The sequence below is a fragment of the Streptomyces sclerotialus genome, assembly GCF_040907265.1.
In the GTDB taxonomy this organism is placed as follows: domain Bacteria; phylum Actinomycetota; class Actinomycetes; order Streptomycetales; family Streptomycetaceae; genus Streptomyces; species Streptomyces sclerotialus.
This window is the reverse complement of sequence record NZ_JBFOHP010000002.1, coordinates 5,052,867-5,067,779: the sequence shown is the minus strand read 5'-3', so window position 1 is coordinate 5,067,779 and position 14,913 is coordinate 5,052,867. Positions and strand designations below refer to the sequence as shown.

The following is a 14,913-nucleotide window of genomic DNA, read 5'->3' as shown; positions in this document are numbered from 1 at the left end:
TTCCAGGGCGAAGTATGGCTAGCTTGGGAAACGTCTCGTCCACTACGCGCGCGAAAGCTCTCTCATCCGGGTGAAATTCGCGCATCCGTCGGACAGAACCTGACTTGCGTCGTTACGGTGACGACTCACCCGCCTCCCCTTTCCCAAGGCCCCGCCCCCGCCGGCGTGGCGGCCTGACCGGAGACGCAGACCGCGCACCCCGTCCGGGTCGCCCCCCACGTGTCCCGCAATCCGAGGAGATCACGCTGTCCGACGAGTCCCCGGCCCGGCCGGCCACCCTGCCCGCTCCCCGGCCCGGCATACCCTCGCAGACGTGCCGGCCGCAGCGGGTGACGCCGGACGGCGCGCCCGGACTCGACCACCTCAATTCGGCCGCCTCCGAAGCCGCCGAGGCCGCGCTGCTGGCCTGCTGCGGCAGCCGCCGCTGGGCCCGCAGGATCGCCGCGCACCGCCCGTATCCCGACCTGGAAGCGCTGCTGGCCGCCGCCGACGAGGCCAGTTACGACCTCAGTCCCGGGGACCTCGCCGAGGCGCTGGCCGAGGAGTCCGTCTCGCCGCAGCCGCTCGCGGGCGCCCGCGGCCGCGGCACCCTCGCGGCGCACACCGCGCTGCGCGCCGCACACGCCGAGTACGAGCGCCGCTTCCGCCATGTCTTCGTGATCTGCCTGGACGGGCTGCGCGAGGACCAGCTGCTGGACCACGTACTGAGCGGCATCCGGGACCGGCTGGGGCACGAGCCGGACGAGGAGCGGGCCGTGGCCGCCGAGGAGCTGCGCCGGATCGCCCGCGGACGCCTCGCCCACCTTGTGAGCCGGAGTCCCTGATGGCCCGTTTCCTCCCTGTCCGATAGTCCGTCCGTGCTTGTTTGATCACACCTGAGGACCCCGGCGGGAGGAACCGACAAGTCGTCGCTACGATGGCCAGGGCCGGTGGACCGTACCCGGCCGGGCCAGACCGACAGTGAAGCCGGCAGGCCCCAGTCCCCGCTCCCGGAGGGTTTTTCCGTGCCGGCTGGAACGCTGTATCGCGGCCGGGAAGGTATGTGGTCCTGGGTGGCTCACCGAGTCACCGGCGTCCTCATTTTCTTCTTCCTGTTCGTGCACGTGCTCGACACCGCTCTCGTTCGCGTCTCTCCCGAGGCTTATGACGACGTCGTCGCCACGTACAAGACGCCCCTCGTCAACGTGATGGAGTACGGCCTCGTGGCCGCCATCCTCTTCCACGCGCTCAACGGCCTGCGCGTCGTGGCCGTGGACTTCTGGTCCAAGGGCACGAAGTACCAGAAGCAGCTGCTGTGGACCGTTGTCGGTGTCTGGCTGGTCCTGATGGCCGGCGCCTTCTACCCCGTGCTGCAGCACACCCTGCGCACGCTGTTCGGGAGCTGATGAAGCGCGATGTCCTCTGCTGAGACGACTCCTGTGAACGACTCCGTGTCCCTGTACGACGTGGACAACCCGGCTCCCGTCATCGAGCCGCCCCGCGCCCGTACCAAGAAGACCCCGCGGTCGACCCGGACCAACTTCGAGCTGTACGGCTGGCTGTTCATGCGGCTGTCCGGCATCGTGCTGGTCGTCCTGGTCCTCGGCCACCTGCTGGTCCAGCTCGTGCTGGACGGCGGCGTGAGCAAGATCGGCTTCGCCTTCGTGGCCGGTCGCTGGGCCTCGCCGTTCTGGCAGGCCTGGGACCTGATCATGCTGTGGCTCGCGATGCTGCACGGCGCCAACGGCCTGCGTACGGTCATCAACGACTACGCGCAGCGGGACAACACCCGCTTCTGGCTGAAGATGCTGCTGTACGCCGCCACGGTGTTCACCGTCCTTCTGGGCACGCTGGTGATCTTCACCTTCGACCCGAACATCCGCTAAAGCCGGGGCTGACTGGAACAATGAAGATCCACAAGTACGACACCGTCATCGTCGGCGCGGGTGGCGCCGGCATGCGCGCCGCCATCGAGGCGACGAAGCGCAGCCGCACCGCCGTCCTGACGAAGCTCTACCCGACCCGCTCCCACACCGGCGCCGCACAGGGCGGCATGGCCGCCGCCCTCGCGAACGTCGAGGAGGACAACTGGGAGTGGCACACCTTCGACACGATCAAGGGCGGCGACTACCTGGTCGACCAGGACGCCGCCGAGATCCTCGCGAAGGAGGCCATCGACTCCGTTCTCGACCTGGAGAAGATGGGCCTGCCGTTCAACCGCACCCCGAACGGCACGATCGACCAGCGCCGCTTCGGCGGTCACTCCCGTAACCACGGTGAGGCCCCGGTCCGCCGGTCCTGCTACGCCTCGGACCGCACCGGCCACATGATCCTCCAGACGCTGTACCAGAACTGCGTCAAGGAGGGCGTGGAGTTCTTCAACGAGTTCTACGTCCTGGACCTGCTGCTCAACGAGGTCGACGGGGTCAAGAAGTCCGCCGGTGTCGTCGCCTACGAGCTGGCGACCGGCGAGATCCACGTCTTCCAGGCGAAGTCGATCATCTTCGCGTCCGGCGGCACCGGCAAGTTCTTCAAGGTGACCTCCAACGCGCACACCCTGACCGGTGACGGCCAGGCCGCCGCCTGGCGCCGCGGGCTGCCGCTGGAGGACATGGAGTTCTTCCAGTTCCACCCGACCGGCATCTGGCGGATGGGCATCCTGCTGACGGAGGGCGCCCGTGGTGAGGGCGGCATCCTCCGCAACAAGGACGGCGAGCGCTTCATGGAGAAGTACGCGCCGGTCATGAAGGACCTCGCCTCGCGTGACGTCGTCTCGCGCTCCATCTACACGGAGATCCGCGAGGGCCGCGGCTGCGGTCCCGAGGGCGACCACGTCTACCTCGACCTCACGCACCTGCCGCCGGAGCAGCTGGACGCCAAGCTGCCCGACATCACCGAGTTCGCGCGGACCTACCTCGGCATCGAGCCCTACACGGACCCGATCCCGATCCAGCCGACCGCGCACTACGCCATGGGCGGCATCCCGACCAACGTCGAGGGCGAGGTGCTGGCCGACAACACCACCGTCGTGCCGGGCCTGTACGCCGCCGGCGAGGTCGCCTGCGTCTCCGTGCACGGCGCCAACCGCCTGGGCACCAACTCGCTGCTCGACATCAACGTGTTCGGCCGCCGCGCGGGCATCGCCGCCGCGAAGTACGCCCACGAGAACGACTTCGTGGAGCTGCCCGAGAACCCGGCGAAGCAGGTCCAGGACCAGGTCGAGCGGCTGCGCGACTCCAACGGCACGGAGAGCGTCACCAAGCTCCGTACCGAGCTGCAGGAGTGCATGGACGCCAACGTGATGGTGTTCCGCACCGAGCAGACGATCAAGACCGCGGTCGAGAAGATCGGCGAGCTGCGCGAGCGCTACCTGAACGTCTCCGTCCAGGACAAGGGCAAGCGCTTCAACACCGACCTGCTGGAGGCCATCGAGCTGGGCAACCTGCTCGACCTGGCCGAGGTCATGGCGGTCTCCGCGCTGGCCCGCAAGGAGTCCCGCGGTGGTCACTACCGCGAGGACTACCCGAACCGCGACGACGTCAACTTCATGCGGCACACCATGGCGTACCGCGAGGTCGGCGCTGACGGCAAGGAGTCGATCCGCCTCGACTACAAGCCGGTCGTCCAGACCCGCTACCAGCCGATGGAGCGTAAGTACTGATGAGCACCCCCACGCTTGAGAAGCACTCGGACGCGCTGGACGCGGCCGAGAGCACCGCACTCCAGAAGATCACCGTCACCTTCCGCATCCGCCGGTTCAACCCGGAGGTCTCGGACGAGGCGAAGTGGCAGGACTTCCAGCTGGAGCTGGACCCGAAGGAGCGCGTGCTCGACGGGCTGCACAAGATCAAGTGGGAGCAGGACGGCACCCTGACCTTCCGCCGGTCCTGCGCGCACGGCATCTGCGGCTCCGACGCCATGCGGATCAACGGCAAGAACCGGCTCGCCTGCAAGACGCTGATCAAGGACATCAACCCTGAGAAGCCGATCACGATCGAGGCCATCAAGGGCCTGGCGGTCCTGAAGGACCTGGTCGTGGACATGGAGCCGTTCTTCCAGGCGTACCGCGACGTGATGCCCTTCCTGATCACGAAGGACACCAACGAGCCGACGCGCGAGCGCCTGCAGTCCGCCGAGGACCGCGAGCGCTTCGACGACACCACCAAGTGCATCCTGTGCGCCGCGTGCACGACCTCGTGCCCGGTGTTCTGGAACGACGGCCAGTACTTCGGCCCGGCGGCGATCGTCAACGCGCACCGCTTCATCTTCGACTCGCGTGACGAGGCGGGCGAGCAGCGCCTGGAGATCCTGAACGACAAGGACGGCGTCTGGCGCTGCCGTACGACCTTCAACTGCACGGACGCCTGCCCGCGCGGTATCGAGGTCACCAAGGCCATCCAGGAAGTGAAGCGCGCGCTGATCACTCGAAGGTTCTGAGGCCCGCGGACACCGCAGCCATCAATTGAGGAACCCCAGCGGCGAATGACCACTTCCGCGAGAGCGGCGGCGGTTCAGCCGCGAAGGAAGGGCCCCTGTCCGGATTTCGTTCCGGGCGGGGGCCCTTCACGTAGGTACGGCGTTCGTCCCGGGGAATGCTCTCCCGTATGACGAACGACACCGCCCCCCTCTCCCCGCACCGGCCCCTGCCCCCGCTCTCCGCCACCGTCACCGGTTCCGGTCCCGGCATCGTCCTGGCCCACGGCGCCACCGGCAGCATCGACGACAACTACGCCCGGCTCTTACCGGCGCTCGCCGCCTCCGGCCACACCGTCGTCGCCCCCGACTACCCCGGTTCGGGCCGCACGCCCCGCGCGTCCGGGCCGCTCACCCTGGACGCCCTCACCGACGCGGTCGTGGACGGTGCGGTGGCGGCCGGGCTGGAGACCTTCACCCTCATCGGGTACTCGCTCGGCGCGGCGGTCGCCGTCCGCGCCGCGACCCGCTACCCCGAGCGGGTCAGCGGCCTCGTCCTCACCGCGGGCCTCGCCGCTCCCGACCGCCGTACGGACCTCTGGCTGGCCCTGTGGCAGCGGCTGCTGGAACAGGACGACTACGCGGGCCTGGCGCTGGCCCGCACGCTCAGCGGCTGGTCCCCCGGCCATCTCGACGGGCTGCCGGCCGACGACGTGGAGACGCTGCTGGACCCCTGCCCCGAGCTGGTACCGGCCGGTTCGGCCGACCAGGCGGCGCTGGTACGGACCCTGGACACCCGCGCCGACCTGCCGCGCGTCTCCGTCCCCACGCTCGTCATCGCCACCCTCCACGACCAGCTGGTCGACCCCGCGCACTCCCGCTACCTCGCCGACCACATCCCCGGCGCGCAGTACGCCGGGCTCGCCGCCGGCCATGTGCCGATGCACGAGTGCCCCGAGGAGTGGGAACGGATGATCACCGACTTCCTCGCCACGCACGGGCTCTGACGGCGCGCCTCCCGCCCGCCCCGCCGAGGGGCGGGCCCGCTCGCACCCTGCACTTGAACATGTTCAAGAACAAGTCTACTGTCAGGGCAACGGGGATTTGAACACGTTCAGAAAGGCCGTCCCATGGACCTCACCGTCGTTGCCTACGCGGTATACCTGCTGGTCAGCATCGCCCTGACCGTCTGGGTCGCCCGCACCCTCAGCCGGCACGGCCGGATCTTCCTGGCCGACGTCCTGCGGGGGAACGAGAAGCTCGCGGACGCCGTGAACCACCTGCTCGTCGTCGGCTTCTACCTGGTCAACCTCGGCTTCGTCGCCCTGTACCTGCGCGCAGCCGACACCGTCACCGGCGCCCGCGGCCTGGTCGAGACCGTCTCGGTGAAGCTCGGCGTCGTCCTGCTCGCGCTGGGCGTCCTGCACCTGGCCAACTTCTACGTGCTCAGCCGCATCCGGCGCCGCGGCGCCATGGAGCGCGAGCAGCTGCCGCCGGTCGAGCCGCAGGGCTTCACCGCCCCGGCGCGGGCCTGACGTCATGGCAGCGCCGGCGGCACGGCCGCGGCCCCCGCTCCGGTCCGTCACCGTGCTCTACGACCCGGACCGCCCGCTCTGCGCGCACGTACGGGACTGGCTGGCCCGGCAACGGCAGCTGGTCCCCCTGGTGCCGGTCCCGGCCGGTTCGGCCGAGGCGCGCCGCCGCTTCCCGGAGCTGGACCACGAGGCCACCTGCCAGGAGATCACCTGCGTCGGCGACAGGGGCCAGGTCTACCGGGGCGCAGCGGCCTGGCTCGTCTGCCTCTGGGCGCTGGCCGCCCACCGCGCGACGGCCCACCGCCTCGCCACCCCGGCGGGCGTGCCGCTCGCGCGGGCCGCCGTGCTGGCGGCGGCGGAGTACCGCGCGGCGTACCACGCCACGGGCCCGGCCCGGGAGCGGACCGGCGGCTGGACGTACGACCGGGCACGGGGCTGGTCGTACGTTCCGGAGCGACGGGCTGCCGGGGACCGGACGGCCCCCGGCTAAGGTCGGACCCTGTGAGCGACGAGACGACCGGGGCGCCCCGGCCCGCCAAGGGAGAGCAGACCCGCACCCGCATCCTCCAGGCCGCGATGGACCTCTTCGAGGAGCGCGGGTACGACAGGACCACCATGCGGGCCATCGCCCAGGAGGCCGGGGTCTCGGTCGGCAACGCGTACTACTACTTCGCCTCCAAGGAACACCTGATCCAGGGGTTCTACGACCGGATCTCCGACGAGCACCGCGCGGCCGCCGCCCAGGTGCTCGCCACCGAGACGGACCTCTCGGCCCGCATCCGCGGGGTGCTGCTGAGCTGGCTGGACGTCGCGGCCCCCTACCACCGGTTCGCCGCGCAGTTCTTCAAGAACGCCGCCGACCCCGACAGCCCGCTCAGCCCCTTCTCGGCCGCCTCCGAAGGCCCCCGCGAGGCCGCCGTCGCCCTGCACCGCGAGGTGCTCGCGGGCGCCGATGTGAAGTCGGCTCCCGAACTGGCCGACCAGCTCCCCCGCCTGCTCTGGCTCCAGCAGATGGGCCTCGTCCTGTACTGGGTCCACGACCGCTCGCCGGACTGCGCCCGCAGCCGCGCCCTGGTCACCCGCACAGCGCCCCTGATCGCCCGGCTGATCGCCGCGTCCCGCTTCCGCGTCCTGCGCCCCCTGGTCCGCGAGCTGACGGAGCTGCTGGACGACTTCCTGGTGCCGGGGGCGCCGGACGCGCCGGACGCGCCGGACGCGCCGAAGGCGCAGGGAACGCAGGAAGCTCAGGGTGCGCAGGGGGCCTCGGAGGTCAGCTCCCGTCCCGGCCCTCGGTGACCTTCGCCAGGAACGCGTCCAGGTTGACGGTCATCCGGGCGACCTTCTCCTCGACGCTGAGCTGCTCCTCGTAGCGCGCGGCGAGGTCGGGCTGCTTCTTGCCGCGGAGGTACAGCGGGCAGGCGAGGTCCGCGCAGACGTACGCGCCGACGGTGTTGCCCTGCCGTCCCGCTGCCCCGGCCCGGGGCGCGGCGAGCAGGCTCACCCCGGAGCCGCCGTGGCCGGTGAGGCAGAACGAGCAGACCGTGGTCTTGGTGAACGTCCGGCGGACGTTCTGCGGGCGGCGCAGCGTCACGCCGAGCGGCCCGCCGTCCCGCGGCGCGACCAGATAGGCGCGGTCGGGCGCCTGCGGGTCACGCCACCCGAGGAAGTCCAGGTCGTCCCACGGCAGCCCGTCCAGCCCCGCGGGTATGTTCAGCCGCCGCGCTTCCCCCTTCGAGCAGTTCACGAAGGACGCACGGATATCGGATTCGGACAGCGGTTCCATGTTCCGGAAGCTAACAGCCGGGCCGACCGGACGTCGCGCCATTTTCGTGCGCCTCACTGTGGTGGTTGCGGAGCATGACCCGGGCGTCCGTCTCCCGGCTCCGGTCGTGGGCGGCACGGGCGGCCCGCCCCATCCGTTCGAACCGCAGGCACTGCTCGCAGTCGGGCAGGGGCCGGGGAACCGGCAGGGGAAGGGACGAGGGCGGCTGTACGGCCAGCATGCGGAAGCACTCCTTCGAGGGGCGGGCGCGAACTCTTCCCCCTCAGCTTCGGCCGGTTTCCCTACGCTCAACAGCGGGTGACGCGTGACACCGGGTCCGTCACCGGAGGGGGTGGGGCACATGCTGGGTGAGGGCATCCCGGAATCGCGTTCGGCGTACGGCACCGAGCTGCGGCAGCGGCGCGAAGCGGCCGGACTGACGCAGGAAGCGCTGAGCCAGCGCGCGATCATGTCCCGTACGCACATCGCCCACATCGAGGCGGGCCGCCGTAAGCCGTCGCTGGACGACGCGCGACGGCTGGACCAGGTGCTGAATACGGGCGGCTTCTTCGAACGCTTCCTGCCGACGCTGGACGACCGGTCGCTGCCGAACTATTTCGCGCTGGCGGCCGAGCTGGAGAAGCGGGCGACGATGATCCGCGAGTACGCGTCGTCGCTGGTCCCGGGCTTGCTGCAGACCGAGGCCTACGCGCGGGCGGTCTTCCGGGCCTACTACCCGCCCAGGAGCGCTGAGGCGTATGACAAGGTCGTCGGCACACGCATGGAGCGCGCTCGCATGCTGCAGGCCCCCACCACGCCGGTGATGTGGGACCTGCTGGACGAGGCGGTGCTGCGCCGCCCCATCGGCGGTCCGGCGACCATGGCCGAGCAGCTGCGGCACATCGCACAGCTGGGCGAGAGCGAACGCATCCGGGTACACGTCATCCCCTTCGGCGTCGGCGCGTACCCGCTACTGGAGGGGCCGGTCATGCTGATGTCGTTCGACGACGCACCGCCCGTTGCCTACGCTGAGGGCCTGAAAACGGGCCACGTCATCGACTTTCCGGCAGCTGTGCAGCAGTGTCTCCTGAACTACGAACTGGCTCTGAGTGACGCGCTCTCGCACCGGGACTCGCTGGCGTTGATCAGATCGGTGGCGGAGGAGTACGAACATGTGGCGTAAGTCGAGCTACAGCGGCGGCAACGGCGCCAACTGCCTTGAGGCCGACCTCAGTCGTCCGCCCGGCGTCCCCGTGCGCGACAGCAAGAACCCGCACGGGCCCGTGCTGATATTCGGGGACGCCGCCTGGGGCGCGTTCATACGCGCGGTCACGCGCTCCGCGCCGCCAACTGGATCACCGTGACGTCCGGCGGGGCGCCGACGCGGACCGGTGGGCCCCAGGCGCCTGCGCCGCGGGTGACGTAGAGCTGGGTGTCGCCGTAGCGGTCCAGGCCCGCGACGGTCGGATTCGCGGCCTCGGCGATCAGGTTGCCGGGCCAGAGCTGGCCGCCGTGGGTGTGGCCGGAGAGCTGGAGGTCCACACCGTGCCGTACCGCCTCGTGGATCATCACGGGCTGGTGGGCCAGGAGGACCGAGGCGCGGGCCGGGTCGCGGTCGCCGAGCGCACGGGCGTAGTCGGGGCCGTCGGCGTGGTTCTCGCCGGAGATGTCGTTGACGCCGGCGAGGTCGAAGCCGGGCAGTTCGACGCGGGCGTTGCGCAGCGGGTGGACGCCCAGTTCGCGTACGTGGTCGACCCACTCCTCCACGCCGGAGAAGTACTCGTGGTTGCCGGTGACGAAGAAGGACCCGTGCCGGGCCTCCAGCCGGCGCAGCGGCTCGGCGGCCGGGCCGAGGTCGGCGACGCTGCCGTCGACGAGGTCGCCGACGACCGCGATCAGGTCGGGGCTGGTGCGGTTGACCGCCGCCACGACCCGTTCGGTGTGGGCGCGGCCGAGGATCGGGCCGAGGTGGATGTCGCTGACGACGGCGATGCGGTAGCCGTGCGCGGCGCGCGGGAGCTTGCCGAGCGGGACGGTGACCCGCTTCACGCGCGGGCCGCTGAGCACGCTGTACGTGCCGTACCCGACGGTCGCGGCGGCTGCGGCCGTCGCGCCGACGGCCACGGTGCGGGCGACGAAGAGCCGCCGGGAGGGGGGCACGGCGGGCACGGCGGTCACGGCCGGGGACGCCTCGGCTACCGGTGACGCTTCGGCAACCGGCGGCGCTTCGGTGGCCAGGGAACCCCCGGCCGCCGGGGGCACCGCGGCGGCCGGTGCTTCGGCCCGCTCTCCCGTGTCCGTCACCGCGTCCGCGCCCGCGCGGCGTGCGGCGATCCGCAGCCACACCGCCCGTACCACCTCACCCGCGAGCAGCGCGAGGGTGAGGTAGAGGACCAGGGCGAGCCAGAGGTAGCCCGGCCAGGCGAAGGCCTGCTGGAGGGGGAAGGGGGCGCCCGCGCGGGGCGCGACGAAGGCGCCGAGGATCAGCAGCGGGAGGACGACGGCGAGCACCGTGCCGGTGCGGCGCGCGGCGCTGCCGGGAGAGGTCGTGTCGCGGACCAGGCGGCGCCAGAGGTACCGGTGCACGGCGCCGAGCAGCGCGAAGATCGCCGCGACGACCAGGAGGAAGATCACGTGGCGGACTTCTCGTCCGCAGGGGCGGCGGCCTCGCGCCGGAGGGCCCGTACGCCACGCAACCCGATCACTCCGATTGCCGTCCCCAAGAGAAAGGACGTCACGGCGAGCGCCAGATGCACCCAGAAGTAGGCAGTCGGGTCACCTGCGTCATCGAAGGCGAGACCACTTCCGTCCTTGACCAGATTCTTGACGAAAGTGATCCAGATGAACCAGCTCCAGACCCCGAAGGCGAGCAGGAACCAGGAGACGGGGCGCGAGAGCTTCATGCCTTCCAGTATGAGCGGCGGGCCTGCGGCGCCGTCGGCAGGGGCCGCATCCGACGGGGTGGCGACTGGCGCGCCGGGCACTGCGGGTACGTTCACCGACGTGCCGACGATTCCTCCCTCCCCCGCACCCGCCCCTGCCCTGTCCGCAGCCCGCCGCCGTACCGGCCGCGGGGCCGCGGCCGCCGCCCTGGTGTGCGCGGCGCTGGCCGCCCCGCAGGCCGTGGCGGCGCCCGCGTACGCCGACGGAGCGAAGCCCTCGAAGACGCCCGGGCCGCCCGCGAAGATGTCCACGGTCGGCGGCGATCAGCTGGCGAAGGCCGGTACCCAGGTACGGCTGAAGGACGGCGCCCCGAAGCTGCCGAAGGGGCTGTCCGCGCGCTCGTGGATCGTCTCCGACCCCGAGTCCGGCGAGGTGCTCGCCGCGCGCAACGCGCACTGGCCGCTGCCGCCCGCCTCCACGCTGAAGATGCTCTTCGCCGACACCCTGCTGCCGAAGTTCCCCAAGACCCAGAAGCACAAGGTCGCGCCGGAGGACCTGGCGGGCATGGGCGAGGGCAGCAGCCTGGTGGGCATCAAGGAGAACCAGACCTACACTGTGCACGACCTGTGGCTGGGCGTCTTCCTGCGCTCGGGCAACGACGCCGTGCACACCCTGGCCGCGATGAACCACGGCGTCCCGCAGACCGTCCGCGACATGCAGGCCCACGCGGACGAGCTGAACGCGCACGACACGCACGTCGTCACCCCGGACGGCTACGACGCGAAAGGGCAGGTCTCCAGCGCGTACGACCTGAGCCTGTTCGCCCGGTCCGGGCTGCAGAACGCCGACTTCCGGGAGTACTGCTCGACGGCGTTCGCGCAGTTCCCCGGCGAGGCGAAGAAGGGCAAGAAGCGGCCGACCTTCGGCATACAGAACACCAACCGGCTGCTGACCGGCGCGTTCGGCATGAAGCCGTACAAGGGCATCGCGGGCGTGAAGAACGGCAACACCACCCACGCGGGCGCGACCTTCACCGGTGTCGCGCAGCGCGGCGACAAGGTACTGCTCGTCACGGTCATGAACCCCGCCAAGAACGAGGCGAACGAGGTCTACAAGGAGACCGCGGCGCTGTTCGACTGGGGCTTCGCTGCCCGGGACAAGGTCGAGCCGGTGGGGCGGCTGGTCGGCCCGCAGAGCGAGGAGGGCGACGCCACGAAGCCCGGCGCGGCCGAGAAGGCACACGAAAAGCCGTCCGCCGCGCATCTGGCCGCGACGGACGGCGGAAGCCCGGGCGGCGCGTGGACCGCGCTGGGGATCGCGGGCGGCGCGCTGGTGGTCCTGGGCGGCGTGGCCTTCGCGGTACACCGCCGCTGGCCGCTCCCGGAGCTGGTACGGCGCCGCGGCCGCTGAAGCCCCGGCCCTCCGGCGGGCCGCGGCGGGGGGCGTCAGGCGGCCCGCCGGAGGACGTCAGGCAACCGTGAAAGGCGTCAGGCAGCGTCCTCCGCGGTGTCGCCGGCCGCCGCGGCCGGTACCTCGACCGGCTCGTCGGCGGGCTCCTGGGTGGCCGTCCACGCCGCGCAGAAGACCAGCAGCTTCGCGGTGAAGTTGATCCACAGCAGCAGCGCGATCGGGGTGCCGAACGCGCCGTACATGTTCTTCGCCGCGACGCCCTGCAGATAGCCGCTGAGCGCGTACTTCAGCACCTCGAAGCCGACCGCTCCGATCAGTGACGCGACGGCCACGGCGCGGCGCGGCGGCTCCGCGCCGGGCAGCTGGGTCAGGACGTACGCCAGCAGCAGGAAGTCGGCGAGCACGGCGATCAGGAAGCCGGCCAGCTTGAGCAGGACGCTGCCCGCGCCGTCCTCGGGGATGCCGAGGCCCTGCGCCACCCGGCCCACCGCGGCCGAGGCGAACGCGGAGCAGGCCAGCGAGACGACCGCCACGCCGCCCAGGCCCAGCAGCAGCGCCCCGTCCCGGGCCTTGGCCAGGAAGAAGTTGCCGTCCTCGTCGTCGGTCTCCCACACGGCACGCAGGCAGTCCCGGAGCGACTGGACCCAGCCGACGCCCGTGAAGAGCAGCGCGGCACCGGCGATCACCCCGACGGTGCCCGCGTTCTCCACCAGCGCCCCGACGTCCAGCTGCCCGGCGATGCCGGGGACCTGCTCGGTGAGCTGGTGCTGGAACTCGCGCAGCTGCGCGTCGGTGAGCGTCGCGGCGCCGATCGCCGCGGAGACCGTGAGCAGCGGGAAGAGCGCGACGAAGCTGGTGAACGTGATCGCGGCGGCCAGCCGGGTCCAGTGCACGCGGTCCATCCGCTGGTAAGCGCGCCACAGGTGCGTGCGCATCAGCCACACCACGGCAGAGCCGATCACCGGCAGCCTGGTCAGCCAGTCCATGAACCCCGTCTACCCCCTCCGGCCGGTGTCCCGTCCGGCGGAACCCTAACCTCCGGATGGCCGTACGCCAGGGAGGACGCGCGCCAGGGAGGACGCGCGGCTAGTGGGACGGGGCCGGCGGCCTGGTGAGGTCCGCCTGCCGGGGCACGCCCGCGACCGGCGCGCCGAAGGGGTACTCGCGCTCCAGCCGCCAGACGCCGTCCGCGCCCTGCTGGTACAGCGCGAAGCCGCCGATCGTCCAGGCGGCCTCGAAGTCCGCCAGCTCCCGCTGCGCCCGGTCCATCGCCTCCTCGGAGATGCCGTGCGCGACGGTGACGTGCGGGTGGTACGGGAACTGCAGCTCACGGGCGCACGGCCCGGACGCCGCACGGATGCGCTCCTGGAGGGCCGTGCAGCCCGCCTTGCCGTCGACGAGCTTGACGAAGACGACGGGCGAGAGCGGCCGGAAGGTGTCGGTGCCCTTCAGACGCAGCGTGAAGGGCCGGAAGTCCGCCGCGACCTCGGCGAGGTACTCCTCGACCCGCGGCAGATCCGCGGGGTCGGCCTCGGTGGGCGGCAGGAGGGTGACGTGGGTGGGGATGGCGTGCGCGGCCGGGTCCCCGAAGCCCGCGCGCTGCTCCTGGAGGAAGCGGCCGTACGGCTCCGGGACCGCGATCGAAACGCCGAGCGTTACGGTCCCCACTGCGTTCTCCTCCCTGAAAAGGATGGTGTCCCCGGTTGCCAGTGTGCCGGGTGCGCCGCCGTTACGGCGAGCGGCGCCGGTCCCGCCCCCGCCGGGACCTCCGGCCCCGTCCCGCGGGGCCGGGGCGGTCCCGCGCGTGCCGTCAGTGCTTGGCGGGCAGGAAGCCGATCCGGTCGTACGTCGTGGCCAGCGTCTCGGCGGCCACCCCGCGCGCCTTCTCGGCGCCCTTGGCCAGGATCGAGTCCAGCGTCTCGGGGTCGTCGAGGTATTCCTGCGTACGGTCCCGGAAGGGTGTGACGAAATCGACCATCACCTCGGCGAGGTCGGTCTTGAGCGCTCCGTACATCTTGCCCTCGTAGTCCTTCTCCAGCTGCGGGACGTCCGTGCCGGTGAGGGTGGAGAGGATGGTCAGGAGGTTGCTCACGCCCGGCTTGGCCTCGCGGTCGAAGCGGATCACCGTGTCCGTGTCGGTCACCGCGCTCTTGATCTTCTTGGCCGTGACCTTGGGCTCGTCGAGCAGGTCGATGATGCCCTTCGGCGAGGACGCCGACTTGCTCATCTTGATCGCCGGGTCCTGAAGATCCTGGATCTTCGCGGTCTCCTTGACGATGTACGGGTTCGGGACGGTGAACGTGTCACCGAAGCGCTGGTTGAAGCGGTCCGCGAGGACGCGGGTCAGCTCCAGGTGCTGGCGCTGGTCCTCGCCGACCGGGACCTGGTCGGCCTGGTACAGGAGGATGTCGGCGACCATCAGCACGGGGTACGTGAAGAGGCCGACCGTCGTGCGGTCCTGGCCCTGCTTCGCCGACTTGTCCTTGAACTGGGTCATCCGGGACGCCTCGCCGAAGCCGGTGAGGCAGTTCAGCACCCAGGCGAGCTGCGCGTGCTCGGGGACGTGGCTCTGGACGAAGAGGGTGCAGTGCTCGGGGTCCAGACCGGCCGCGAGGAGCTGGGCGGCCGCGACGCGGGTGTTCGCGCGCAGCTCCTTCGGGTCCTGCGGCACGGTGATCGCGTGCTGGTCCACGACCATGTAGAACGCGTCGTGGGACTCCTGGAGCGCTACCCACTGGCGGACCGCGCCGAGGTAGTTGCCGAGGTGGAAGGAGCCGGCGGTGGGCTGGATACCGGAGAGCACACGCGGACGATCGAGAGCCATGCCACTTATTGTCTCAGGTCCGCGGACGATCCCCGCCGCCCGGTGGAGAACCTGTGACGGCGGTCTCGTCACCTCCGTGCCTCGTCCGCGCCTCCTCCGTACCTCAT

At 71.1% G+C, this 14,913-nt stretch carries 19 protein-coding genes; 12 read left to right on the top strand and 7 right to left on the bottom strand.

Annotation, left to right across the window (positions count from 1 at the left end; genetic code table 11):
- Nucleotides 1-329: 329 nt before the first annotated feature.
- The 9 genes from AAC944_RS22535 to AAC944_RS22495 all read left to right on the top strand — a co-directional run bounded on the left by AAC944_RS22535 (nt 330) and on the right by AAC944_RS22495 (nt 7,223).
- Nucleotides 330-824 carry a 2-oxo-4-hydroxy-4-carboxy-5-ureidoimidazoline decarboxylase gene (locus AAC944_RS22535; protein WP_051871476.1) on the top strand — a complete coding sequence of 165 codons (495 nt, stop codon included), beginning with the start codon at nt 330-332 and terminating at the stop codon, nt 822-824.
- Between the two features lie 180 nt (nt 825-1,004).
- Nucleotides 1,005-1,385 (top strand): succinate dehydrogenase, cytochrome b556 subunit, encoded by a 381-nt coding sequence (sdhC, locus tag AAC944_RS22530; RefSeq protein ID WP_030609578.1) that lies wholly within the window; start codon nt 1,005-1,007, stop codon nt 1,383-1,385.
- A 9-nt stretch (nt 1,386-1,394) separates the two neighbouring features.
- Nucleotides 1,395-1,865, top strand: coding sequence for a succinate dehydrogenase hydrophobic membrane anchor subunit (locus AAC944_RS22525; protein WP_030254128.1), 471 nt, complete (start codon nt 1,395-1,397; stop codon nt 1,863-1,865).
- Nucleotides 1,866-1,885: 20 nt separating this feature from the next.
- Nucleotides 1,886-3,640 (top strand): succinate dehydrogenase flavoprotein subunit, encoded by a 1,755-nt coding sequence (gene sdhA / locus AAC944_RS22520; RefSeq protein ID WP_030609581.1) that lies wholly within the window; start codon nt 1,886-1,888, stop codon nt 3,638-3,640.
- Nucleotides 3,640-4,416, top strand: a complete 777-nt coding sequence (locus AAC944_RS22515) for a succinate dehydrogenase iron-sulfur subunit (protein ID WP_030609584.1) — start codon at nt 3,640-3,642, stop codon at nt 4,414-4,416. Before sdhA ends, AAC944_RS22515 begins: the two co-directional genes overlap by 1 nt.
- A 167-nt stretch (nt 4,417-4,583) precedes the next feature.
- The gene (locus AAC944_RS22510; RefSeq protein WP_030609587.1) at nt 4,584-5,399 is read left to right on the top strand and encodes an alpha/beta fold hydrolase; all 816 of its coding nucleotides are present in this window, start codon (nt 4,584-4,586) and stop codon (nt 5,397-5,399) included.
- A 123-nt stretch (nt 5,400-5,522) separates the two neighbouring features.
- Nucleotides 5,523-5,927, top strand: a complete 405-nt coding sequence (locus AAC944_RS22505; RefSeq protein WP_030609589.1) for a hypothetical protein — start codon at nt 5,523-5,525, stop codon at nt 5,925-5,927.
- A gap of 4 nt (nt 5,928-5,931) precedes the next feature.
- A complete protein-coding gene (locus AAC944_RS22500; protein WP_037771482.1) occupies nt 5,932-6,417 on the top strand; it encodes a DCC1-like thiol-disulfide oxidoreductase family protein in 486 nt (161 codons plus the stop codon).
- Nucleotides 6,418-6,503: 86 nt separating this feature from the next.
- Entirely contained in the window at nt 6,504-7,223 is a 720-nt protein-coding gene (locus AAC944_RS22495) for a TetR family transcriptional regulator (RefSeq protein ID WP_078888365.1), read from the top strand.
- On the opposite strand, the gene AAC944_RS22490 is transcribed toward AAC944_RS22495, so the two are convergent.
- Complete coding sequence (locus tag AAC944_RS22490; RefSeq protein ID WP_030609596.1) at nt 7,198-7,710, bottom strand: FBP domain-containing protein; 513 nt, start codon at nt 7,708-7,710, stop codon at nt 7,198-7,200. The genes AAC944_RS22495 and AAC944_RS22490 overlap by 26 nt on opposite strands.
- Nucleotides 7,711-7,720: 10 nt before the next feature.
- Nucleotides 7,721-7,930: a hypothetical protein gene (locus AAC944_RS22485; RefSeq protein ID WP_051871478.1), complete on the bottom strand. Its 210-nt coding sequence runs from the start codon at nt 7,928-7,930 to the stop codon at nt 7,721-7,723.
- A 120-nt stretch (nt 7,931-8,050) separates the two neighbouring features.
- Here AAC944_RS22485 and AAC944_RS22480 point away from each other — a divergent pair, with 120 nt between their 5' ends.
- Complete coding sequence (locus AAC944_RS22480; RefSeq protein WP_030609614.1) at nt 8,051-8,872, top strand: helix-turn-helix domain-containing protein; 822 nt, start codon at nt 8,051-8,053, stop codon at nt 8,870-8,872.
- Nucleotides 8,862-9,053: a DUF397 domain-containing protein gene (locus tag AAC944_RS22475; protein ID WP_078888344.1), complete on the top strand. Its 192-nt coding sequence runs from the start codon at nt 8,862-8,864 to the stop codon at nt 9,051-9,053. Before AAC944_RS22480 ends, AAC944_RS22475 begins: the two co-directional genes overlap by 11 nt.
- On the opposite strand, the gene AAC944_RS22470 is transcribed toward AAC944_RS22475, so the two are convergent.
- Nucleotides 9,019-10,323 carry a metallophosphoesterase gene (locus AAC944_RS22470; protein WP_030609617.1) on the bottom strand — a complete coding sequence of 435 codons (1,305 nt, stop codon included), beginning with the start codon at nt 10,321-10,323 and terminating at the stop codon, nt 9,019-9,021. The two genes, AAC944_RS22475 and AAC944_RS22470, sit on opposite strands and share 35 nt — an antisense overlap.
- Nucleotides 10,320-10,592 carry an SCO4848 family membrane protein gene (locus AAC944_RS22465; protein WP_030609619.1) on the bottom strand — a complete coding sequence of 91 codons (273 nt, stop codon included), beginning with the start codon at nt 10,590-10,592 and terminating at the stop codon, nt 10,320-10,322. Before AAC944_RS22465 ends, AAC944_RS22470 begins: the two co-directional genes overlap by 4 nt.
- A 100-nt stretch (nt 10,593-10,692) precedes the next feature.
- On the opposite strand from AAC944_RS22465, the gene AAC944_RS22460 reads away from it, so the two are divergent.
- Nucleotides 10,693-11,982, top strand: a complete 1,290-nt coding sequence (locus tag AAC944_RS22460; RefSeq protein ID WP_438272750.1) for a D-alanyl-D-alanine carboxypeptidase family protein — start codon at nt 10,693-10,695, stop codon at nt 11,980-11,982.
- A 77-nt stretch (nt 11,983-12,059) separates the two neighbouring features.
- Here AAC944_RS22460 and AAC944_RS22455 read toward each other — a convergent pair whose 3' ends face one another.
- The 3 genes from AAC944_RS22455 to trpS form a co-directional block, all read right to left on the bottom strand.
- Nucleotides 12,060-12,968 (bottom strand): YihY/virulence factor BrkB family protein, encoded by a 909-nt coding sequence (locus tag AAC944_RS22455; RefSeq protein ID WP_051871479.1) that lies wholly within the window; start codon nt 12,966-12,968, stop codon nt 12,060-12,062.
- A 100-nt stretch (nt 12,969-13,068) separates the two neighbouring features.
- A complete protein-coding gene (locus AAC944_RS22450; protein ID WP_030609627.1) occupies nt 13,069-13,650 on the bottom strand; it encodes a 2'-5' RNA ligase family protein in 582 nt (193 codons plus the stop codon).
- Between the two features lie 142 nt (nt 13,651-13,792).
- On the bottom strand, nt 13,793-14,806 hold the full coding sequence (trpS, locus tag AAC944_RS22445) for a tryptophan--tRNA ligase (protein ID WP_030609630.1): 1,014 nt from the start codon (nt 14,804-14,806) through the stop codon (nt 13,793-13,795).
- Nucleotides 14,807-14,913: the final 107 nt, after the last annotated feature.